Here is a 23,153-nt window from a genome sequence, read left to right on the forward strand (position 1 = left end):
GCTTTATCCCCTTTCGGGGGAAGAAGCCAGGTGCTGGTCCACGGCCGCGGCCAGCATGGGCCAGAGTGGCAGCCGGGGCACCAGGGTCGCCTGGAACGCGTGGTAGAGATCCGCCTTGCCCGGCCACACGGTGTCGGTCGGCACGTTCGCGGGGTCGAGCTGGTGGAACCACGAGCCGTTCTCGTGGTCGAGCAGGTGCGCCGCCGCGTAGTCCCACCAGGTGCGGTAGTGGTCGGCGTACGCCCGGTCGCGGGTGTGGGCGTGCAGGGCGGCCGCGGCGGCGATGCCCTCGGCGGCGACCCAGTGCATGCGGTCGCGGACGACCGGGCGGCCGGTCCAGTCGGTGGTGTAGACGAAGCCGTCGGCGCCGTCGACCGCCCAGCCGTCGGCCACCGCCCGGTCGAAGAGGGCGCGGGCGGCGTCGATCAGCCAGGCCGAGGCGGTGGCCCCGGGGGCGTACGCGGCGTGCATCAGCAGCCGGGACCACTCCAGCCCGTGGCCGATCGTGGCGCCGTAGGGCTTGAACTGGTGGTCGGGCTTGTCGCTGTTGTAGTCGGGCAGCGGCTGCCACTGCGCGTCGTAGTGCTCGGGGATGCGCCACTCGTGCGCCTCGGCGGTCGTGGTCACGAAGCGGCAGATGCGCAGCGCCCGCTCGATCCACGCGCGGTCGCCGGTGACGCTCGCCACGGACAGCATCGCCTCGACGCTGTGCATGTTGGCGTTGATGCCCCGGTAGTCGTCGAGCGTCGTGAACGCGGTGTCCCACGTGTCGACGCACATGCCGGCCTGCTCGTCCCAGAAGCGGGCGAGAAACGTCTCCTCGGCCTCCGCCAGCAGCTCGGCCGCGCCGGGCAGCCCGGCCTGCACCGCGGTCGAGGCGGCGAGCAGCACGAACGCGTGGTCGTAGCAGCTCTTCCCCTCCTGCCCCAGCTCGGAGAACCACCCGCCGTGCCCGGTGTCGCGCAGCCGGCCGGTCAGCCCGGCGAGCGCCTGCCGGGCGACCAGGCCCGCGCCGGGGACGCCCAGCAGGGCGCCGATGCCGTACACGTGGGTCATGCGGGCGCTGATCAGGGCCGTGAGCGGGCGTCCGGGCACCGGGTCGCCGCGCCCGTCGAGCCACCGCGCCCCGCCCTCGGGGTCGGCGGTGCGCCGGCCGAAGGCCAGCAGGTCGCGGCTGTGCTGGTCGAGCCAGCGGTGATGAGCGGGACTGGTCGGCCACACGGACATGTCGATCACTTTAGGCAGTCCCCGGCGATCACTCTGCGCCGGGCCGGGAGACTGGCCCCATGACTGACTCCTATCCCGCCCTGCTCGCCCGGACCCGGGGCTTCTCGCTCGGCCGGCCGCGCGGCTTCACCGTGTCGCCCGACGGGTCCCGCGTGCTGTTCCTCCGATCGGGTGGCGGGCAGGACCCGGTGCAGGACCTCTGGGTGTACTCCCTGGAGACGGCGGAGGAGCGCATGCTGGTGCGCGCGTCCGCCCTGGGCACCGAGGGCACCCTGTCCGAGCGCGAGAAGGCACGGCGGGAGCGGGCCCGCGACACGTCGGCCGGCATCGGCTCGTACGCCACCGACGCGGACGTGCGTACGGCGGTCTTCGTGGTGTCGGGCCGGCTCTACGCCGTCGATGTGGCCGGCGGCGAGGTCACCACGCTCGGCGCGAAGGAACCCGCGGCGGAGGCGCGCATCGATCCGTCCGGGACCACCATCGCGTACGTCTGCGAGGACGAGCTGCGCGTGATCGGCCGCGACGGCCGCGACGACCGCCCGCTCGCCGCCCCGGACGGCCCGGAGGTGACCTGGGGCCTGCCCGAGCACGAGGCGTCGGAGTCGATGGACCGCTTCGAGGGCTACTGGTGGGCGCCCGGCGGCCGCAGCCTGATCGCCGCGCGGGTCGACAACTCGCCCGTCCAGGTCTGGTACGTGTCCGACCCCTCCCGCCCGGAGCAGCCGCCCACCGCGCTGCGCTACCCGTCCGCGGGCACGCCCAACGCCGACGTCAGCCTGCACGTGCTCGGCCTGGACGGCACCCGCACGCCGGTCGGCTGGGACAGGACCGGATTCGAGTACGTCACCCGCGTCGTCTGGGACCACGCCGGCCTGCACGTCGTGGTGCAGAACCGGCGCCAGACCGTCATGCGCGTCCTCGCCGTGGACCCGGCGACCGGCGCCACCTCGGTACGGCACGAGAGCACCGACCCCGACTGGACCACGATCGTGCCGGGCGTGCCCGCGCACACGGCGTCCGGCGCGCTGGTCTGGACCGTCGACGAGGGCGACACGCGCCGCCTGACCGTCGACGGGGTGGCCGTCACCCCGCCGGGGCTGCAGATGGAGGAGGTGCTGTCGGTGGACGGGGACACTGTGCTCTTCTCCGGCCGGACCGAGCCCTCGTCGCTGCACCTGTGGACGTGGTCCCCCGCCGGTGTGAACCGCGTGACCTCCTCCCCCGGCGTGCACGACGGCCGGCGGGCGGGCGGCGTCACGGTGGTGCACGCCTCCACCCTGGAGGACGTTCGCGTGACGGTGGACGGGCGGCTACTCTCGGACTATTCGGAAATCTCGCCCGTGCGGCCGGCGGTGCGGCTGGCGGCCCTCGGCGAGCGGTCGTTGCAGACGGCGGTGCTCTTCCCGACCGGGTGGGAGCCCGGATCCGGCACGCTGCCGGTGCTGATGGACCCGTACGGGGGCTCCGCGGCCCAGCGTGCCGTGGCCGCACGCGATCGGTACTACATGTCCCAGTGGTTCGCCGACCAGGGCTTCGCCGTCGTGGTGGCCGACGGCCGCGGCACGCCGGGCCGGGGACCCCGCTGGGAACGCGCCCGCCACGGCGACCATGCCGGCCCCCGCCTGCAGGACCAGGTCGACGCCCTGCACGCCGCCGCCGAGCGCCACCCCGGCCTGGACCTCGACCGGGTCGCCATCCGGGGCTGGTCGGCCGGCGGCTACCTCGCGGCGCTGGCCGTGCTCCGCCGCCCGGACGTCTTCCACGCCGCCGTCGCCGGGGCGCCCGTCACCGACCAGCTGCTCTACAGCTCGCACTGGCAGGAGCGCACGCTGGGCCTGCCGGACGAGAACCCGGCCGGATACGCCGCCGGGTCCCTGATCGCCGACGCCCCGAACCTGCGGCGCCCGCTGCTGCTCATCCACGGCATGGTCGACGACAACGTCCTGCCGGTGCACACCATGAAGCTCTCGGCCGCCCTGCTGGCCGCGGGCCGCCCGCACGAGGTGCTGCCGCTGCCCGGCGCCACGCACATGGGCGGGGCGGTAGCGAACCTCCTCGAGTTCCAGCTCGGCTTCCTCCGAAAGTCGCTTGGCGTGACCCACTAGGGTTCCATGCATGAAACTCGATATCCACGGGGGATCGCCGGCACGCCGGGTCGCCGCGGCCTGTGCCGCGGCGGCCCTGGCCCTGCTGCCGGGCACGGCCGCCCACGCCGCCGGCCCGGCCACCGGATCCATCACCGGCACCCTCACCACCGCCCACGGCGACCCGCTGCCGGGCGTGTTCGTCGGCGTCACGTCCGTCACCACCGGCGCGCCGGTCTACACGTACGACCACACCGCCGCCGACGGCACCTACAGCCTGCCCGACCTGCCGGCCGGCACCTACAAGGTGGAGTTCACCGTCTCGGGCGACCACACTCAGTGGACGCAGTGGGCCCACCGGACGGTCCTGGAGTCGAGCGCCAAGCAGTACCAGCTCGCCGCGGGCGAGCAGCTGGTCGTGGACGAGGTCCGCTTCCCCCTCGGCTCGCTGGCGCTGAGCTTCGTGGACAAGGCCGGCCAGCCGATCCTCTCCTTCTGCGGCGAGGTGATCGGGAACCGCTTCCTCAAGGACGGCTGCACGGACACCGGCACGCTGACCCTGGACGAGCTCCCGGCCGGGCAGTCCGCGATCCGCATCTTCGACCCCACCACCCAGGCCACCCGCGGCATCGGCATGCCCACCGTCGTCGCCGACACCGTCACCGCCTTCACCTCCCGCCTCCGCTGACCACCCGCGCCGGGCCGCCCGCGCGGCCCGGCGTGGCGCGGCGCGGCTTTTCAGGCGGTCTTGTCGAAGTCGCGGCGGCGGTAGACCGCCCATGTGACCACGACGCACAGGGCGTAGAAGGCGATGAACGCGATGTAGGCCGCGTCGGCCGTCTTCCAGGTCAGGAAGGACTGACGGAAGGCGAGGTTGACCAGGACGCCGCCGAACGCCCCGATCGCGCCCGCGATCCCGATGACCGCGCCGGACAGCCGCCGGGCCTCGTGGTGGTCGTGCGGGTGCTTGAGCAGGAAGATCCGCGGGATCATCTTGTAGGTCGACCCGTTGCCCAGGCCGCTCAGCACGAACAGGGCGATGAAGCCGACCAGGTAAAGACCGAGCGAGTGACGCTGCGAGGCTACCAGCACGATCGTCGCCCCGGCGGCCATGGCGATGAACGTCCAGAAGGTGACGCGGGCGCCGCCGAGCCGGTCGGCCAGCGCACCGCCGACGGGCCGGACGAGCGAGCCGAGCAGCGGCCCGAGGAAGGTCAGCCAGGCCGCCTCGACCGGCGTGCTGAACACGTCGGCGAACTGCACCTGCAGCACCTGGCCGAACGCGAACCCGAAGCCGATGAACGACCCGAACGTCCCGATGTAGAGCAGCGACATGATCCAGGTGTGCGGCTCGCGGGCGGCGTCGCGCATGCCGCGCTTCTCGTTGCGCGCCTGCGAGAGGTTGTCCATGTACAGCGCGGATCCGAGCGCGGCGAGCACGATCAGCGGCAGGTAGATGCCGGCGACCAGACCGGGGTGGCCCGCGCCCGACACGGCGAGCACGAAGAGCCCGACGAGCTGCACCGCGGCGACGCCCAGGTTGCCGCCGCCGGCGTTGATGCCGAGCGCCCACCCCTTGAGCCGGTCCGGGTAGTACGCGTTGATGTTCGCCATGGACGACGCGAAGTTGCCGCCGCCGACGCCCGCGAGCGCCGCCAGCACCAGCAGCGTGCCGTAGGACACCCCCGGCTCGATCAGGAACGCGGCCGCCCCCGCCGGGATCAGCAGCAGCGAGGCGCTCACGATCGTCCAGTTGCGCCCGCCGAAGCGCGCCACCGCGAAGGTGTACGGAATCCGCAGCACCGATCCGACCAGCGCCGGCACCGCCGTGAGCAGGAACTTGCCGGCCGGATCGATCCCGTACGCGGGCCCGAGGAACAGCACGAGCACCGACCACAGCGTCCACACCGAGAAGCCGATGTGCTCGCTGAAGATGGAGAAGATCAGGTTGCGCCGGGCGACCCGGGCCCCGCCCCGCGCCCAGAACTCCGGGTCCTCCGGCCGCCAGTCGTCGATCCACCGGCCGCGCAGGCGGGTGCCGCTCGTGGTGGTCGTTGCCAGGCCTGCGGTGGATTCGGTAGCGGTGCTCATGCGGAGACCTCCGAGAGAAGAACGATGTACTGGTCCGCGTCCACGCCGACGGGATAGGTCCTGAGATCGGGCAGCCCGCTGTCCCCGAGCGCACACCCGGTGGCCAGATCGAAGGCGTTCAGATGCAGCGGGCAGACGACGATCCGTGCGTCGATCTGCCCGTCGGCGAGCGGCCCGCCCCGGTGCGGGCACACCGCCGACACGGCCCGCAGCGAGCCGTCGCGCAGCCGGAACACGGCGATCGCCTCGCCGTCGAGCACGAACGCACGCCCCTCGCCCAGCGGGATGTCGGCGAGCGGTCCCAGGCGCGCGCTCATCGGACCGGCACCTGGGGCAGGACCGTCAGCGGCAGCGACGTGCGGAACTGCCCCGGCGTCGCCGGCTGGGCGCGTTCCTTCCACGGATCGCGGTACGCCGCGACGGAGGCCGCCATCGCCGCGTCGAGCTCCGCCGCGATGCCCTCGGCGTCGTCCACCACGACACCGCGGATGTGCTCGATGCCGACCCGGGGCACCCACGCGTACGTGCGCTCCAGCCAGTTGGCGTTCTCCCGGTAGTACTGCAGGAAACGCCCGGTCAGCGTGATGACCTCGGCAGCCGAACCGACCGTCGCGAGCAGATCGCCCTTGCGCACATGCGCGCCCGCGGCGCCACCGACGTAGATCTCCCAGCGACCGCCGTCGATGGCCACCACGCCGAGATCCTTCACGTACGCCTCGGCGCAGTTGCGCGGGCACCCGGTGACCGCGAGCTTCATCTTGCCCGGGCCCTCGATGCCCTGGAAGCGCTCCTCGATCGCGATGCCCAGCGCCGTCGAGTCCCCCACCCCGAACCGGCAGAAGTCCGAGCCGACGCAGGTCTTCACCGTGCGGAAGCTCTTGCCGTACGCCCAGCCCGACGGCATGTCGAGCTCCGCCCACAGCTCCGGCAGCTTCTCCTTGGGCACCCCGAGCAGGTCGATGCGCTGGCCGCCGGTGAGCTTCACCATGGGGACCTGGTGCTTCTCGGCGACCTCCGCGATCCGCTTGAGCTGCGCCGGGGTGGTGACGCCGCCCTTCATCTGCGGTACGACCGAGAACGTGCCGTCGCGCTGGATGTTCGCGTGCACGCGGTCGTTGATGAAACGCGCATCGCGCTCGTCGACGTACTCGTCGCCCCACATCATCTTGAGCAGCGACGCGAGGCCCATCTTGCTCTTCGCGTCCTCCTCGCCGCCGGGGACGAGCGTGGCGAACACCGACGACACGGACTTGAGCGAATGCGCACGGATCGCGCGCATCAGCTCCGGCTTGGGCATCGGGACGCCGGGCACGTACCAGTCGGCCTTGGGGTCCTTCTCCACCTCGCCGCCGGCCGCCCACTCGACGATCTGCTGCACCAGGCTCTTGCACGTGCCGCAGCCCTTGCCCGCGCGCGTCTTGTCCATGACGCCGGTGACGGTTTTGCAGCCGCCCTGCACGCTTTGCACGATGGCGTGCTTGCTGACCCCGTTGCAGTTGCACACTTGCGCGTCGTCGGCCATGTCCGCGGCGCTCACCTCCGCGGGCGGGCCGCCGAGGTCGAACATCAGCTCGGCGCGCTCCTCGGGCAGCGGCAGACCACGATCAAAGGCCTGCAGCAGGTACGCGTACTTGCGCACATCGCCGACGAGGGTGGCACCGATCAGCCGGCCGTCACGGATGACCAGGCTCTTGTAGACGCCCTTGCGCGGTTCGCTGAACACCAGCGTCTCGTCGTCGTCCCGCTCCGCCGCGGTCACTCCCATGGCGGCGACGCCGACGCCCGCGACCTTGAGCTTCGTGGCGACCCGGGAGCCGTGGTAGGCGGCGTCCGGGTCGGCGCCGGTCAGGTGCCCGGCGAGCACCTTGGCCTGGTCCCACAGGGGCGCGACCAGCCCGTACGTCGCCCCGCGGTGCTGCGCGCACTCCCCCACCGCGTAGATGTCCGGGGCCACGCGCATCTGGTCGTCCACGACGATGCCCCGCTCGACGGGCAGCCCGCTGGCCTCGGCGACGTCGGCGTTGGCCCGGATGCCCGCGGCGACGACCACGACGTCGCACGGGATCGTGCGCCCGTCCTTCAGCCGCACGCCCTCGACCGCGCGCTTGCCGAGAATCTCGGTCGTGTGCGCGCCGGTGACCACCTCGATCCCCAGCTGCTCGACCGCGCGTCTGAGCGTCTCGCCGCCCTTTGCGTCGAGCTGCGCGTTCATGAGGTGCCCGGCCGCGTGCACGAGCGTCACGTGACCGAGATGGTTCTGCAGCCCGCGCGCCGCCTCGAGCCCGAGCAGCCCGCCGCCGATGACGACCGCGCGTTCGTGCATCCGCGCGTAGCGCATCATGGCGCGGGTGTCGTCCAGCGTCCGGAAGGCGAAGACGCCCTGGTGGTAGCCGCGCCCCGGCCGGTGGATGCCCGGGATCGGCGGCACGAAGGCCCGGCTCCCCGTGGCGATGATCAGCTTGTCGTAGCCGGTGGCGGTGCCGTCGGCGGCGTACACCAGCTTGGCGGCGGGGTCGACGTGCGTGACCCGCGTGCCGGTGTGCAGGGTGATGCCGTGCTCGGCGTACCAGGCAAGATCGTTGAGGAAGATGCCGCTCTCGTCCTCCACGCCGGCGAGGACGTTCGAGAGCATGATCCGGTTGTAGTTGCCGTACGGCTCGTCGCCGAACATCGTGATGGCGAAGTCCCCGCCCCGGGCGAGAATCTCCTCCACCGTCCGGGCACCGGCCATGCCGTTGCCGATGACGACCAGGCGAGTTCGTGACATCTCAGGCCCCTTCACGGGTACGGTCCACATCCACCAACGCACTCCTCCACACACCGGCGCCGTCATTTCGCTCAGCGGCGTTCTGCTCGTTCGCGCACCTCGCACCGCCGCGGGCACTGCCTTCGGGCGGCCCGGCGGGGACCGCTGTGGCCACGCCTCGCACGCCACGATCGCGGGCACTGCCTTCGGGACGCCCGGCAGCGCCGACCGTGACGGTCGCCCCTCGGCCGCGACCACTTCGCTGCCCGGCGTTCTCATCACTCGCTTCGTCCCCGGGGGCGCCGGCACCGCCCCTTCCGGCGCCGGCCATGCGCTCGGTGGCGTTTTGCGCCGCATCAACGTCGATCCGCCCGGCGGCGACCGCTGTGGCCACGCCTGGCACGCCACCATCGCGAGCGTCGCCTTCGGTCCGCACGGCGGCGCCGGCCGCTGTCGCCACGCCCCGCACGCCACCATCGCGAGCGTCGCCTTCGGTGGGCCCGGCGGCGCCGGCCGCTGTCGTCATGCTCCGCACGCCACCGCCAATTCGCTCACCGGCGGTTTGTTCGTTCGCGCAGTTCTCGGCGGGAGCCGTGGGGCCGGCGACGCGGGTGATGGCGACCGCGCACGCCTTGAAGGCCGGCATGCGCGAGTGCGGGTCGAGCGCCGGGTCGGTGAGCACATTGGTGCCGTACCAGTGAAAGGGCGCGAAGATCGTGTCCGGCCGCACGCCGGGATCGCACCGGGCGCGCATCCGGGCGGCGCCGCGCCGGGTGCGCAGCTCGACCCAGTCGCCGTTCGCGATGCCGTGCCGCCGGGCCAGGTCGGGGTGCAGCTCCGCCACGGGCTCCGGCGCGGCGGCGTCGAGCTCCTTGACCCGGCGCGTCTGCGTCCCGCTCTGGTACTGCCGCATGAGGCGCCCGGTCGTCAGCACGTACGGGAACCGGCGGTCGGGCGTCTCGTGCGGGTCGCGGTGCTCGGCCCGGTGGAAGCGCGCCCGCCCGTCGGGGGTCGGGAAGCCGTCCGCGAACAGCCGCGGCGTCCCGGGGTGGTCCTCCGCCGGGCACGGCCAGAAAACGCCGTTCTCGCTGTCGATCCGCTCATACGTGATGCCGGCGTAGTCCGCGATGCCCCCGGCGCTGGCCCGCCGCAGCTCCTCGAACACCTCGCGCGGCCGGTCGCTGAAGTACTGCCCGCGCCCGAGCCGGTCCGCCAGCCCCTTCAGGACCTGCAGATCCGTGCGCACGTCGCCGGGCGGCGGCAGCGCCCTCCTGCGCCTGATCACGCGGCCTTCGAGGTTCGTCATCGTGCCCTCTTCCTCGGCCCACTGGGCGGTCGGCAGCACGACGTCGGCGAGCGCGGCCGTCTCGGAGAGGAAGATGTCGGAGACCACGAGCAGATCGAGCGAACGCAACCGATCGAGCATGCGCGAACTGTGCGGGGCGGACACCGCGATGTTGCTCGCGAGCACCAGCAGCACGCGGACGCCGCCGGGGGTGCCGAGCCGGTCGAGCATCTCGTACGCGGACAGCCCCGGCCGGGGCAGCTCCCCGGCGTCGATGCCCCACACCCCAGCGACGTGCGCGCGGGCCGCCGGGTCGTCGAGCCGCCGGTAGCCCGGGAGCTGGTCGGCCTTCTGCCCGTGCTCCCGGCCGCCCTGCCCGTTGCCCTGCCCGGTGATCGTGCCGTAGCCCTCGTTCGGCCGGCCCACGAGCCCGAGCGCGAGCGCGAGGTTGAGCCACGCCTGCGCGGTGTCCGTACCGTTGCTGTGCTGTTCCGCTCCCCGGGCGGTGAGGATCATCGACGGCCGCGCCGAAGCGAGCAGACGCACACATTCGCGCATGTCCGTTTCGCTCACGCCGGTCATCCGCTCGACGCGCTGCGGCCAGTAGCGGGTGACCGCCGCGCGCACGGCGTCGAAGCCGGTCGTCCGCTCGCGGATGAACGCCTCGTCGATCAGCCCCTCCCGGACCGCGATGTGCAGCAGGCCGTTGGCCAGCGCCAGGTCCGTGCCGGGCAGCGGTTGCAGGTGGAGGTACGCGTCCCGGGCCGTCGCCGTCCGCCGCGGATCCACCACGATGTGCCGCGACCCGGCCGTCCGCCCCGCGTCCAGGTACTGCATCGACGGCGGCATCGCGTCCGCCGGATTGGCGCCGACGAGCATGAGCGTCTGCGCGCGGGCGACATCCTCGAGCGGGAACGGCAGCCCCCGGTCGACGCCGAACGACCTGTTCGCGGCCGTCGCCGCCGACGACATGCAGAAGCGTCCGTTGTAGTCGATCGCCGACGACCGCAGCGCGACCCGCACGAACTTCCCGAGCGTGTACGCCTTCTCGTTCGTCAGCCCGCCGCCCCCGAACGCGCCGACGCTGTCCCGCCCGTACTCCCGCTGGCTGCGCCGGATCGCCTCGGCGATCACGCCGAGCGCCTCGTCCCACGACGCCGGCCGCAACGGGCCGCCCTTGCGATCGCGCACCAGCGGCGTGAGCAGCCGATCCTCGTGCCCGAGCAGCTCGCCGGCGGTCCAGCCCTTGGCGCAGAGCCCGCCGCGGTTCACGGGGAAGTCCGCCGGCTCCAGCTGCACGAGCTGCCTGCGGTCCTCGACCTGCAGGGTCATGCCGCACTGCAACGCGCAGTACGGGCAATGCGTCTCGGTCACCGTCACAGGAACGATGCTCGTCACTGCGCGTTTCGTTCATTCGCGCAGAACAGTTGCCACCCTGTTCGGAAGTTCCTACAACGCGCCGGAGATCATTGTGAGGTCGCGGTAGCGGGCGAGCACCAGCTCCTCGACGGCCGGCTCCGCGCACAGCGGCGGCGTCACGACGTCGGCCCCGGCGCGGTGCAGGGAGCGGTAGAACAACCCCTCGGCCAGCAGGTACGCCGCCACGGTGATCTTCCGCGCCCCGGCTGCCCGCAGCTCGGCCACCACGTCGGGGACCCGCCGCTCGTCACCCGACGCGTAGGCGACCGTGGCCCCGAGCTCGGCGGCGACGCTGTCCACCGAGGCCCGCCAACCGGGATCCGACGAGCCGGCCGCGGCGAGCACGATCGCCTCGGCTGCCGCCGCGCGCTGATCAGCGACACGTCCGCGCATGGGCTGGTCGGCGACACGGCCGCGCGTGCGCTGAGCGGCGACACGGCCGCGCATGGGCTGAACGGCGACACGGCCGCGCATGGGCTGAGCGGCGACACGGCCGCGCATGGGCTGGTCGGCGACACGTCCGCGCGTGTGCTGGGCGAGCAGCCCGGTCAGCACGGGATCGGGTCCGAGCGGCGGGGCGACGAGCGCGCCGGCCCGCTCGGCGGCGCGGGCGATGTCCACCCGTACGTGATAGCCGGCCGACAGCAGCAACGGGACGATCACCGTGCCGGGCCGGGGGATCGCCTCCCCCACGTACGGCTGCTGCACGTCCACGTAGGCCAGCCGCACGTCCACGTCCGGGGCGCGGCACGCCACCCGGTCGACCAGGGCGCGGATCTGCTCCTGCCCCGCCGCGGACCGCGTACCGTGGGCCACGGCGAGCAGCACGGGCGCGCTCATGCCGGCTCGTCCACGCGCAGCCGGTAGCCCCGCTTGACGACCGTCTCGATGTGGCCGCCGCTGCCGAGCGCCGTCCGCAGCCGGGCGATGGCGACGTCGACGGCGTGCCCGTCGGTGCCCCGGGGCAGCGCCGCCGCCAGCCGGTCCTTCGGCACCACCGCGCCGGGGCGCTCGGCCAGGGACGACAGGATGGCCATGGCGGCGGGCGCCAGCGTCTGCAGGCGGTTGTCGACGACGACGGCGTGGCCGCGGATCTCCAGCTGCTCCCCGGCGACCGAGAGCCGGGCGGCCCGCCGCGGCAGCTCGTCGGTGACGATCTTGACAAGCGCGCCCAGCCGGGAGCGCTGCGGGACGACGACGGGTACGTCCTCCCGCACGAGCGGCGCCGCGGTGACCGGCCCGACGCACGCCGCCATCGTCGCGCCCCGGAACTGCGCGAGCACCCCGGCGGCCTCGTCCCCGGCGATGTCGAGCAGCGCCTGCACCGCCGGTGAGCTGGTGAAGGTCACGGCGTCGATCTGGCCGGCAGTCACCTGGCCGACGAGCCGCTTGACCGGCGTGACGTCCGCCGGGCGCGTCCATCGGTACACGGGGATCTCCACCACGGCAGCCCCGGCCGCCCGCAACGCGCCCGTGAACTCCGCCTGCGGCCCGCCGTGCAGCTGCACCGCGATCCGCCGGCCGGCGATGCCCTGGGCCAGCAGCCGTTCCAGGATCTCCTCCGACGACTCGGTCGCCGCCGACCACTCCTCGCTCAGGGCGGCCGCCCGGATCGCCCCGCACGGTTTCGCCCCGCGCGCAATCAGTCGTGCGCGCCTGAGCGCCACGCGCAACGTGTCCCCCATCCCCCAGCCCTCGGCCGCCTCCAGCCAGCCCCGGAACCCGATCCCGGTGGTGGCGACGACAATGTCCGGAGCCAGCCCGACGCAGGCCACGGTCGCAGCGTGCAGCGCCTCGTCGTCGCCGAGCGGCACGATGGTGAGCGCGGGCGCGACGACAACCCGGGCGCCGCGCCGCTCCAGCAGCGCGGCCAGCTCCTCCCGCCGCCGCTCCGCGGTCACCGCCACGGTGAAGCCCGCGAGCGGCCCGGGCCCGGCGGCGATCTGTTCGGAGGTCACCGCACGATGCTCGCCACCAGCTATTTCGCCCGCGGTGCCACCCTGTTTCCCCACTGTCAACGCGGTGTCACAACCCGACGTCCCCCGATGTGAGGACTCGATCAACCCGCCCGGCCCCGCCCGCCCACGGCGCCGGAACCGCCGCCGGCCCGCCACCCGCCGCACCCAACCCCGACACCCGGTCCGCCTCACGCCACGCCCGGATCCGCCACACGTCCGCCTCACGCTACGCAGGCCGGGGCAGGGTAGTCCCGGGCCGGCCAGCAGCACGGCAGCACGGCAAACCACCCCGACGACCCGAGCACCCGAAATCCGGCGACGCGGACGCACATCCACCGCGACGACCCGAGCGCACGACAACCCGGCAACGCGAACGCGCGTCACCGCGACGACCCGGGCACGACGGCCCGGGCGCGCGACGGCACGGCGGCGCGAACGCGCGTCACCGCGACGACCCGGGCACGACGGCTCGGGCGCGCGACGGCACGACGGCACGACGGCTCGGACGCGCGACGGCACGACGGCCCGGACGCGCGACGGCACGACGGCACGACGGCCCGGACGCGCGACGGCACGACGGCACGACGGCTCGGACGCGCGACGGCACGACGGCTCGGGCGCGCGACGGCACGACGGCTCGGGCGCGCGACGGCACGACGGCTCGGGCGCGCGACGGCACGGCGGCGCGGGCGCTCGGACGGGTGATGCCGGCGCCGGGTGCTGGCAGGATGCTCGCATGGATCTGGTTCTCGTGCTGCGGTACCGGAAGGCGGTCACCTACGGCTTCCACGTCCTGCTCGGCGCGCTCGAGACGCACGACACCGCGACGCGCTACGACGTGCGGTTCGCGAATACTCCCGAGGAGACCGCGGCGGAGATCCGGGCCGGGGTGGCCGCCGGTGCGCGAGTGCTGGTGCTGTGGTCGTTCTATTCGCCTGATGCGGACACGCTCGCACAAGAACTGCGCGACATTCGCTCAATCGCGGACGCCCCCTCGGTCCTGCGCTCGGCCCAGGGACCCTCGGTCACGCACCTCGCCGGTGGGGTGCACGCGACCGCCGAGCCGGTGCAGACGCTCGACGCGGGGTGGGACGTCGCGGCGCTCGGCGAGGGCGAGACCACGCTGCTCAGCCTCGTCGACGCGGCCGGCGACCCGGCGGGGATCCCCGGTCTGGCCTATCGCGACGCCGCCGGCACCCTTGTCCGTACGGGCAAAGCGAAGCAGCGTCCCCTCGACGACTTCCGCGGTTTCTCGCCCCGGTGGAACCGCTACAACGCACTGGAGATCACGCGGGGCTGCGTCTACGCGTGCCGGTTCTGTCAGACGCCGTTCATGTTCTCGGCGCGGTTCCGGCATCGGAGCATCGGCAACGTACGCTGGCACGTGGACAAGATGCGCGAACGCTCATTGCGCGACGTTCGTTTCATCACGCCGACCGCCCTGTCGTACGGCAGCCAGACCGAGGACCCGAACCTGGACGCCGTCGAGGAGCTGCTCGCCACGTGCCGGGAGGGGATCGGGCCGCGCGGGCGGGTGTTCTTCGGGTCGTTCCCGAGCGAGATCCGGCCCGAGCACGTGAGCCGGGAGGCACTGCGGCTGGTCCGCAAGTACTGCGACAACACCAACATCATCGTCGGCGCGCAGTCCGGCTCGGACCGGGTGCTCGGCGCGGCCAAGCGGGGGCACGGCACCGAGGAGGTACGCCGGGCGGTGCGCCTCGGCGTCGAGGAGGGCTTCCGGATCAACGTCGACATGATCTTCGGCATGCCGGGCGAGGACCGGGCGGACGTCGACGCCTCGCTCTCCCTCGCCCGCGACCTGGCCGACCTGGGCGCCCGCATCCACGCGCACACCTTCATGCCCCTGCCCGGCACCCCGTGGCGCGACGCCCCGCCCGGCGACGTCGACCCGGCGACCATCTCCGAGGTGGACCGTCTCTCCCGGCGCGGCGCCCTCTACGGACACTGGCAGAAGCAACGCGACCACGCCGCCCGCCTGGCCGCCGCCGCCGAGGCCTACCCCCGCCCGGGCCGCAGCCGCACGATCCTCCCCACGCTCCCGCCCGACCACCCCAAGCCCACCCGCGCGGAGTGAGCGCCCACGCGAGCGCCCGAAAACCCTCCCGCGCCAAGCGACCGCCCACATGAGCGAACACGCGAGTGTGCAACGTCCAGACGCGAGAAGTGCAGGCGCGGAGGGAGCGGAACGCGCAAATGCGCAAACCGCACCTGACGCGGTCTGCACGTTCGCTCAGCGGGCGGCGAGGAAGCGTCCCAACTCAGCGGGCCGCGAGGCGCGCCGCGAGGAAGGCGCCCCAACTCAGCGCGCGGCGAGGAGGCGCCCCAATCTCAGCGCGCCGTGAGGAGGCGCCTTCCTCAGCGGGCGGCGAGATGGCGCCCCATCTCAGCGGGCCGCGAGGAGGCGGCCCATCGTGTCGGCCGACTTGAGGGCCGTGCCGGTGAGGATCACCACGACGGTCTGCCCGGGGATCAGGTCGCCGCGCGCCGCGAAGTCGCGGAGGGCCGGCAGGACGATCGCGCTCGTCGGCTCGGCGTAGAGGCCGCGGCCGGCCAGCTCGAACGCCGCCGGGGCGATGGCCTCTTCCGGGACCGCGGACATGGCGCCCCCGGAGGTGCGGACGGCGGCGAGCACCTCTCGGTCGCGGATGGGGCGGGCGATGGACGTACCCTCCGCAATCGTGGGTGACCACTCCCCAGGGGTAACCGTGTCGCGGCCCGCAGCGAACGCCGAAGCGAGGGGGCTGCACCGGGCGGGCTGCGCGACGAGGAGCCGCGGCCGGCGGGTGATGGCGCCCGACGCGAGCAGCTCGCCGAAGCCCAGGTGCAGCCCGAGCACGAGGCTGCCCGCCCCGCACGGCAGGACGACCGCGTCGGGTGCGTCGAAGCCCAGGTCCTCCCAGATCTCGTACGCCAGCAGCTTGGTCCCCTGCAGGAAGAACGGATGCCAGTTGTGGCTCGCGTAGAAGACCCCGGCCGAGCGCCGCACCGCCTCGTCCGCCGTGGCCTGGCGGCTGCCCGGGATCAGCTCGACCGTGGCGCCGTGCACGCGGCTCTGCTGGATCTTCGCCGGTGACGTGGACTCCGGGGCGAGGATCGTCGCGCGGATGCCGGCCGCCGCCGCGTAGGCCGCGACCGACGAGCCGCCGTTGCCGCTGCTGTCCTCGAGCATCGCCGGCACGCCCTGCGCGCGCAGCAGCGACATCATCACCGAGGTGCCGCGGTCCTTGAAGCTGGCGGTCGGATTGAACCATTCCGGTTTGAGCGACACGTGCAGCCCGTCGAGGTCGAACGGCAGCAACGGCGTGCATCCCTCGCCGAGCGACACCGGCTGCGCGATCCCGTCCGGCAGGGCGGCGGCATAGCGCCACTGCGAGCGTACGTGCGGAGCGATGTCGTCCCGGGTGATCCCCCGCAGCGGAGTGACCATCAACGGGCTGCCGTCGTCGCCACGCCAGCGTGGTTCGTCGAGGGGGTAGTGGCGGCCGGCGCGGTCTACGAGGGAGGTCATGCGATCACCATATTTTTTCGGCGAGGGACTGGCACTCGCCGGGTCGTAGTGCTAAAAAATTACTTGTCGCTGCTGCTCAGGCCGTGGTGAGTGCACCTCCCCCGGGCTGTGCCGTGCGACTGCTTCGGCTCGATCGCCGAGCGCCACACGCCCGCCGGACAGGCCGGCGGGCCGCACGAGGAGGTGGACCCGTGGTGCTGACTTTCGACCCTTTCCGCGACTTCGACCGCCTGGCCGGTCAGATGTTCGGCGCCTCCGCCGGGGGCGCAGGGGCCGCCACGATGGCGATGCCCATGGACCTCTACCGCTCCGGTGACCACTTCGTCCTGCACTGCGACCTCGCGGGCGTCGACCCGGGCTCGGTCGAGGTGAACGTCGACGGCAAGGCGCTGACCATCCGCGCCGAGCGGTCCGCCCGCACCGACGCCGACGTGCAGTGGCTGCGCCGCGAGCGCCCGACCGGCACCTTCGAGCGCCGCCTCCAGCTCGGCGACGGCCTCGACCTGGACCGGGTGTCCGCCACCTGGCAGGACGGCGTGCTCACCCTGACCATCCCGGTCGCCGAGGCCGCGAAGCCGCGCCGCATCGAGATCGCCCGCGGCACGGACGCGTCGCCCGCCCTGGAGAGCCCGGTGTCCGGCAAGCCGGCCATCTCCCGCACCTGACCCGGATGTGACAGGTCCCGTCCGGCGAGCGATTCGCCGCCGGACGGGCCAGGAACACACCCGGCACGCACGATCACCGCTCCGGTCAGCAGGCTCCCGGCCGCCGGCGACGAAACTCCTCCACACACCGTCGGCATTCTCGCCCCTCCGGCGGCCGGGCCGCCCCGCGCTCGGTCCGGTCGAGACCGCGCCCGCCCCGCGCGCTCGCCCCCGATCAAAGCCGCGCGCCGGCCCGCGCGCTCGCTCCCAATTAAAGCCGCGCCTCGCTCTGGTCACGGCCGCGCCTCGCCCCGCGCTCGCTCGCCCGTCGAAGCCTTGCGCCGGCACTGCACCGCCTTGATCGGCCGTACCTGCCGCCGGACCCGGGCCGGACCCGGGCCGAAATGCTCAGAGTGGCAGCCCGGGTGCCGATGCTCGCGGTATGGACGCTGTCCCGCTGACCCTGGACTCCGTGATCGACGAGCTGGTCGTCAGCGTCTACGTCAGCCATGTCGGGCTGGCGGAGCGGGCCACCGCCGTGGCGGAGGGGGCGGACCGGGCGGGCGACTCACGGACGGCCGGCCTGGCCCGGCTGGTCGTCGCCGACCTGCACAACCGCGCGGGGCGGGCCGATGCCGGCATCGCGCAGGCCCGGGAGATCCTGGCGACGGCCGCCGACCGGGTGGTCGTGGCGCACGCGCACGCGGTCATCGCGGGCGGGCTGTGGCGGGTCGGGGACAACGGGCAGGCCGTCCGGCACGCGTACCCGGCGAACAGGATGCTCGGGCCCGGCGATCCCGCCGCACTACGGGTGGATCACGCGCTCATTCTCGCCTCGCTGGTGAACGACCGGCGCATCGGCGGCATCTCGCATCAGGAGTTCCGGGCGGCGCAGGAACTCGCCGACGCGTCCGGGGCGGCCGCGCTCATTCTGGCCAACCTGAACAACTGGGCGTGGTGCTCGTACACGCAGGGGGACCTTCGGACGGCCGCCGAGCTGGCCGGGGAGATGCGGGCCTACAGTGAGGCCGCGAACGAACCGCTCAACGCGTCCTGCGCGGACACCGTGGCGCGCATCCTGCTCGAGGCCGGGGAGCCGGGCGAGGCGCTGCGGGTCATCGAGCAGGCGATCGTGTCCGCGCAGCCCACGGACGCCGACGCGATCCCGAGCGCGCTGATCACGCTCGCGGACATCCAGCGGCACGAGGGCAATGTCGGAGCTGCCTTGCGTACGCTGCAAGCCTGTCGCGAGATGGCGGAGCGCGACCGGCTCCCGGACGTCGACGCCCTGGCCCTGCGCATGATCGCCGGATGTCACGCGGACCTGGGCGAGTTCGCGGCGGCGTACCAGGAGATGGTCGAGTTCCACGAGGCCTGGACCGTCCGGCGCGAGGAGCGAAGCGAGGTGATGGCCCGCGTGGCGCACGCCCAGTTCGCCGTCGACGAGGCGCGCCGCACCACCGAGCGCTTCCGCGACATGGCCGAACGCGACGCCCTCACCGGCCTGTGGAACCGCCGGCGCTCCGACGCCCAACTGGCCGCCCTCCTCGGCACCGACCAAGCCGATGGCGCCGCCCCGGCAAGCGCCGCCACCGACCACGCCCGTCGCGCCACCCCGATCGCAAGCGCCGGCAACAGCGCGAGTATCGGCGGCGGCAAAGGCAGCACCGGAAGCCACGGAAGCACCGGAAGCCCCGGGAGTCGTGGAAGCCACGGAGACGGTGGTGGCCACGGAAACGGCATTAGCCACGGGAACGGTGGAAGCCATGGGAACGGCAGGGGCGGGCACGGCCCCGTCGGCGTCGCGCTGCTCGATCTTGATCACTTCAAGGCGGTCAACGACACGTTCACGCATGCGACGGGCGACGAGGTCCTCTGCCGGGTGGCGGATCTGCTGCGGGCGTCGGGCGGGTACGCGGGGCGGCACGGCGGCGAGGAGTTCATCGTGCTGATCGAGGCGGACCCGGCGGCCGCGGCGGCGTGCTGCGAACGGCTGCGGGCGGCGATCGAGACGTACGACTGGGCGAGCCTCGCCCCGGGCCTCGCCGTCACCGCCAGCGTCGGCCTCACCGCGCTGCGCCCCGACGACACGGCCGAGTCGGTGGTCCGGCGTGCGGACGAGCACCTGTACGCCGCCAAGCGCGCCGGCCGCAACACCGTCGTCGCCGACCCGTCGGGCCCGCTCGGCCTCCTTTGACCATCCCGCAAAGCGACGAGACCCCCGCGACACGAGCAACGAAGGACTGCAGCGACAGCGCGAGCAACGAAGGACTGCAGCGACAGCGCGGACGACGAAGGACTGCAGCGGCCGCGCGAACGACGAAAGACCGTGACAGCACGAGCGACGATGAACCGCGACAGCACGAGCAACAGGAGGCCGCGACAGCGCGAGGGACGGGAGCGGCCTCAGCGGACGGCGAGCGAGAACAGCGAGATGCCGTACTTGTCCTGGTGGCGGCGGTCGTTGACGATGCGCACCCAGCGGGCCGGGACGTCGGCCAGGGCGGTGCCGACCTTGCCCTCCGCGCCGGCGACGCCGCTGACCGCGGTGCGCCAGGTGCGGCCGTCGGTGGAGACGTCGATGTGGTACTCCTCGGCGTACGAGCGCTCCCACAGCACCTCGACCCGCGACACCGCCCAGGTGTCGCCGAGGTCGACGGCGATCCAGGTGTCCTCGGACCAGTTGCTGCTCCACCGGGTGGCGTCGTCGCCGTCGACGGCTTTCGCGGCGGCGTAGGCGTCGCCCTCCAGGCCGGACACGGTCACCGGCCGGCGCAGGGCCAGGTCGGCGCCGGTCCCGGGACGTGCTGTCGCCCCCGGCCCGGGCGTGCCCGGCGAGGCCGGCTTGCTGGTCGCCGGCGCGGCGCCGGGCGTCTTGCCGGTCGCCGGCTTGCCCGGAGAGCTGGGCCGCGCGCCCGCCGAGGCCGACGGCGCCCCGGCCGCGGACGCCCCGGGCGCCGGCGCGGCAGCCAGGGGCGCGGCGGACGACGGCACGACGGGCCGCTCGGGCGTGCCTGCCGCGGCCCCGCCCCCGGTCAGCGGCACTCCGGCGGGATTCCCGCCGATCGGCGCCTCGGCCTGCAGCGCGAACCACACGGGCACCCCCACCGCAGCCGCCAGCACCACCGCGGCCGCGGGCCCGATCACCCACCACCGCCGCCCACGCCCCCCGGCCGAGCCCGCCGACGACCCGCCAGCGGCCGAAGCCACGCCACCACCGGACGACACGCCACCGCCCGGAACCGCGCCACCGCCCGGAAATGCGCCACCGCCCGCAGCCGCGCCACCGCGAGGGGACGCGCCGCCGCCTGGAGACGCGGATGCCCGCGACAATGACCCGGCATCGGCCGGAGAGGCAGCGGCCGGAGACGCTCCGGTGGCGGGAGAAGAGGGCGCGCCCCCGAAGGCGGAGCCCCGCCCCACGGCGCGGGACAGGTTGGACGGTCGCCGCCGGACCGGGCCGGACTCCTCGGGCGGTGACGCTTCGTTGCCGATCACGACGAAGAGGTCTACCAGTGCGCCGCCCGCCCGGTCCACTTCGCACTGATCATTTGCCTGTCACTTAGTAGTCACCAGCCCGGAAACCCGCCGCCAGGAAGAAGCGGACCAAGAAAGCAGCCGGCCGGCGGGGAAGCCGGCCGGCGAAGCGCCCGCGTCAACCCCGAGCCACCCGCCGCCGGGGGAAGAACGACCGCCCGTGCCGCAGCGCGTCCCCCACCCGGTTGAGGAGGCCGTCACTGGTGAGGAGGAGCTCCCCCACGTACGCGGAGGCCCGGTCCATCATCAGCTTCGCGCGCGCCAGATCGTCGTGGTCCTCGCGCAGCTCCCACAGCCGCCGCCCCTGGTCCCACGCGTGGGCCCGGGTGGCCGCGACGAGCACCCGCTGGCTCCAGTCGTCGAGGTCGCCGGCGAGCGCGTCGATGCGCAGCTGCCACCGCGTCGAGTAGCGCCGGCGCAGCGACGGGATCTCCTCGTAGAAGATCTGGTTGATCAGCAGATAGTCGGGGTGCTTGTGCTCCGGCGGCTCGACGCCGAGGCCGTCCCACGTGGCGACGAGCGCCAGCGCGAGATCGTGGTTGATGTGGGCGTTGACGCCGAGGATGGCCGCCGCGAGCTTGCTGACCTTCTCGTCCTGGGCGCGGCGGAAGAGGACCTCCCAGGCGTCCGGGGTGGCCAGATCCTCCTCGCCCCACAGCCGCAGCGCGTCGAAGTAGCGCTTGGCGAACTCGACGTCGAGCAGCTCCAGGAACTCGGGCTCGCGCACGCCCGGCCCGGTCAGCGCCTTGTCGACCCGGTCGGTGATCGTGAAGTAGAGCGAGTTGAAGGAGGCCACCCTGTTCTTGGCGGGCGGCGGGAGCAGCTCCATGATTTTCTGCGTACGCCGGAGCATGGCCAGCACCTCGCCGATGGTGCCCGGCGTCCCGGTGCACAGCTCGGCGATCTGCTCCGACGCGGGCTCCCAGCCGCGCCCGGGCGGCACGAGGCCCGGCTCGTCCTTCGCCAGCTTCTGGCGCTCGGTGCGGAGCAGGCTGGCACTGCTCTCGACGCCGTTCCGGTCGAATGCGACGGTTGCTGTCATCACGGCCCCCTGACCGAACCACGCGGCCCGGGCCGCGCTCGATGTCCGATGCCGACCCGCCGGTGGCCCCCTCAAGCCACCGCCGCGGCCGCCCTCACGCAGGGCAAGCGCCCGATTGCGCAACGAGCAGCCGCAAAACGCGGATCGACGAGAGCACAGTGCACATCCGTCGAATCAAAGTCCAGGGTGACGTTGGCTACCCGACAGTAAGGACTTCTGGACCTTGCCCATGGCGTTGCGCGGCAGGTCGCCGACGAGGTGGACGACCCGGGGACGCTTGTGGGCGGCGAGGCGCCCGGCCACGAAGGCGATCAGCTCGTCCGGGGAGACGCCGGACGCGACCACGTACGCGGTGATCTGCTGCCCGAGGTCGTCGTGCGGCGTCCCGACCACGGCGGCGGCGGTCACGGCCGGGTGCAGCAGCAGGGCGTCCTCGACCTCGCCGGCACCGACCCGGAAGCCGCCGGTCTTGATGAGGTCCGTGGACGCCCGCCCGACGATCCGGTGCCAGCCGTCGGGGCCGATCGTGGCGACGTCCCCGGTGCTGAACCAGCCGTCCGTCAGGGGCGCCGCGCCCCTCCCGATGTAGCCGTCCAGCAGCGTCGGGCCGGCCACCTGCAGCTGGCCGATGGTGCTGCCGTCGCGGGGCACCTCGGCGCCGGACTCGTCCACGAGCCGGGTGCGGACGCCGGCCAGCGGCAGCCCGACGTGCCCGGCGCGGCGGGGACCGTCGGCCCGGGCGCTGACCGTGATGAGCGTCTCGGTCATGCCGTACCGCTCGACGGGGGCCTGCCCGGTCAGCTCGGCGAGCCGCTCGAACACGGGCACGGGCAGCGGCGCGCTCCCCGACACGAGCAGCCGCGCGCCGCGGAGGGCGCGCGCGGTCTCCGGCTCGGCGACCACCCTGGACCACACGGTCGGGACGCCGAAGTAGAGGCTGCCGCGCGCTGCGGCGTACGCGGAAGGGGTGGGTCTGCCGGTGTGCACCAGGCGCGACCCGGTCCGGAGCGCGCCCAGCACGCCCAGCACGAGCCCGTGGACGTGGTAGAGCGGCAGGCCGTGCACGAGCGTGTCGTCGGCGGTCCACTGCCAGGCGCCGGCGAGCGCGTCGAGGTCGGCGGCGACGGCCGCGCGGGAGAGGACCACGCCCTTCGGCGGGCCGGTCGTGCCGCTGGTGTAGAGCACGAGCGCGGGCGCCGCCGGCGCGGGCTCGTCCGGGACGTCCGACGACGGCGGGACGCCGGTGATCGGCGAGCCGGGAACGGCGGGATCGTCGGAGAGGAACACCGCGGCCCCGGAGTCGCGCAGGATGTGCTCGCGCTCGACGTCGCCGGCGTCCGGCGGCACGGGGACGATCGGCACCCCGGCCAGCAGCCCGGCCGTGACGGCGGTGATCGTGGCGAGCCCGGGCGTGGCGTGGACCGCCGCGATGGGCTCTCCCCGCAGCCGCGCGGCGAGCCCGGCGGCCCGTTCGAGCAGCTCATGGCGCGACACCGCGGTGCCGTCTGAGATGATCATGGCGGAGCGGTCCTCGGGGGCGTGCAACGCTGTGAGCAGCCGCATGTCCCCGATCATCGCAGAAGCCGCCCTG

Annotated in this window: 15 protein-coding genes and 1 pseudogene; 5 read left to right on the forward strand and 11 right to left on the reverse strand. The window is 73.5% G+C overall.

All coding sequences use genetic code 11. The features are described 5' to 3' along the window. Positions 1–3: 3 nt before the first annotated feature. Positions 4–1,227: an AGE family epimerase/isomerase gene (locus RBH18_RS09150; protein ID WP_306205725.1), complete on the reverse strand. Its 1,224-nt coding sequence runs from the start codon at positions 1,225–1,227 to the stop codon at positions 4–6. A 59-nt stretch (positions 1,228–1,286) separates the two neighbouring features. On the opposite strand from RBH18_RS09150, the gene RBH18_RS09155 reads away from it, so the two are divergent. Further along, positions 1,287–3,332, forward strand: coding sequence for a S9 family peptidase (locus tag RBH18_RS09155; protein WP_306205727.1), 2,046 nt, complete (start codon positions 1,287–1,289; stop codon positions 3,330–3,332). A gap of 10 nt (positions 3,333–3,342) precedes the next feature. Beyond that, positions 3,343–3,999: a carboxypeptidase-like regulatory domain-containing protein gene (locus tag RBH18_RS09160; protein ID WP_306205728.1), complete on the forward strand. Its 657-nt coding sequence runs from the start codon at positions 3,343–3,345 to the stop codon at positions 3,997–3,999. Positions 4,000–4,049: 50 nt separating this feature from the next. Here RBH18_RS09160 and RBH18_RS09165 read toward each other — a convergent pair whose 3' ends face one another. From RBH18_RS09165 to RBH18_RS09190, 6 genes and pseudogenes are all read right to left on the reverse strand, one after another. Next, positions 4,050–5,402 carry a nitrate/nitrite transporter gene (locus RBH18_RS09165; RefSeq protein WP_306205730.1) on the reverse strand — a complete coding sequence of 451 codons (1,353 nt, stop codon included), beginning with the start codon at positions 5,400–5,402 and terminating at the stop codon, positions 4,050–4,052. After that, positions 5,399–5,719 carry a Rieske (2Fe-2S) protein gene (locus tag RBH18_RS09170; RefSeq protein ID WP_306205732.1) on the reverse strand — a complete coding sequence of 107 codons (321 nt, stop codon included), beginning with the start codon at positions 5,717–5,719 and terminating at the stop codon, positions 5,399–5,401. The genes RBH18_RS09165 and RBH18_RS09170 overlap by 4 nt, the downstream gene beginning before the upstream one ends. Further along, positions 5,716–8,169, reverse strand: coding sequence for a nitrite reductase large subunit NirB (gene nirB, locus RBH18_RS09175; RefSeq protein WP_306205734.1), 2,454 nt, complete (start codon positions 8,167–8,169; stop codon positions 5,716–5,718). The genes RBH18_RS09170 and nirB overlap by 4 nt, the downstream gene beginning before the upstream one ends. A 583-nt stretch (positions 8,170–8,752) precedes the next feature. Further along, positions 8,753–10,813 (reverse strand): annotated as a pseudogene (locus RBH18_RS09180) (molybdopterin oxidoreductase family protein); the annotation flags it as partial. Between the two features lie 69 nt (positions 10,814–10,882). After that, positions 10,883–11,692, reverse strand: coding sequence for a sirohydrochlorin chelatase (locus RBH18_RS09185; protein ID WP_306205736.1), 810 nt, complete (start codon positions 11,690–11,692; stop codon positions 10,883–10,885). Beyond that, positions 11,689–12,810: a uroporphyrinogen-III synthase gene (locus tag RBH18_RS09190; RefSeq protein ID WP_306205738.1), complete on the reverse strand. Its 1,122-nt coding sequence runs from the start codon at positions 12,808–12,810 to the stop codon at positions 11,689–11,691. Before RBH18_RS09190 ends, RBH18_RS09185 begins: the two co-directional genes overlap by 4 nt. 736 nt (positions 12,811–13,546) lie before the next feature. Between RBH18_RS09190 and RBH18_RS09195 the strand changes: the two genes are divergently transcribed. Beyond that, positions 13,547–14,905 (forward strand): TIGR04013 family B12-binding domain/radical SAM domain-containing protein, encoded by a 1,359-nt coding sequence (locus RBH18_RS09195; protein ID WP_306205740.1) that lies wholly within the window; start codon positions 13,547–13,549, stop codon positions 14,903–14,905. Positions 14,906–15,214: 309 nt separating this feature from the next. Here RBH18_RS09195 and RBH18_RS09200 read toward each other — a convergent pair whose 3' ends face one another. Beyond that, positions 15,215–16,339 carry a threonine synthase gene (locus RBH18_RS09200; protein ID WP_306205742.1) on the reverse strand — a complete coding sequence of 375 codons (1,125 nt, stop codon included), beginning with the start codon at positions 16,337–16,339 and terminating at the stop codon, positions 15,215–15,217. A 191-nt stretch (positions 16,340–16,530) separates the two neighbouring features. Between RBH18_RS09200 and RBH18_RS09205 the strand changes: the two genes are divergently transcribed. Both RBH18_RS09205 and RBH18_RS09210 read left to right on the forward strand, forming a co-directional pair. Beyond that, positions 16,531–17,004, forward strand: coding sequence for an Hsp20/alpha crystallin family protein (locus RBH18_RS09205; protein ID WP_306205744.1), 474 nt, complete (start codon positions 16,531–16,533; stop codon positions 17,002–17,004). A 421-nt stretch (positions 17,005–17,425) separates the two neighbouring features. Continuing rightward, positions 17,426–19,180, forward strand: a complete 1,755-nt coding sequence (locus tag RBH18_RS09210; RefSeq protein ID WP_306205746.1) for a GGDEF domain-containing protein — start codon at positions 17,426–17,428, stop codon at positions 19,178–19,180. A gap of 209 nt (positions 19,181–19,389) precedes the next feature. Here RBH18_RS09210 and RBH18_RS09215 read toward each other — a convergent pair whose 3' ends face one another. From RBH18_RS09215 to RBH18_RS09225, 3 genes are all read right to left on the reverse strand, one after another. Further along, positions 19,390–20,130, reverse strand: a complete 741-nt coding sequence (locus RBH18_RS09215; RefSeq protein WP_306205748.1) for a discoidin domain-containing protein — start codon at positions 20,128–20,130, stop codon at positions 19,390–19,392. Between the two features lie 508 nt (positions 20,131–20,638). Then, positions 20,639–21,562 (reverse strand): DUF5995 family protein, encoded by a 924-nt coding sequence (locus RBH18_RS09220; RefSeq protein ID WP_306205749.1) that lies wholly within the window; start codon positions 21,560–21,562, stop codon positions 20,639–20,641. 174 nt (positions 21,563–21,736) lie between these two features. After that, a complete protein-coding gene (locus RBH18_RS09225; protein WP_306205752.1) occupies positions 21,737–23,125 on the reverse strand; it encodes an AMP-binding protein in 1,389 nt (462 codons plus the stop codon). Positions 23,126–23,153: the final 28 nt, after the last annotated feature.

The organism is Actinoplanes oryzae (assembly GCF_030757795.1).
Classification (GTDB): domain Bacteria; phylum Actinomycetota; class Actinomycetes; order Mycobacteriales; family Micromonosporaceae; genus Actinoplanes.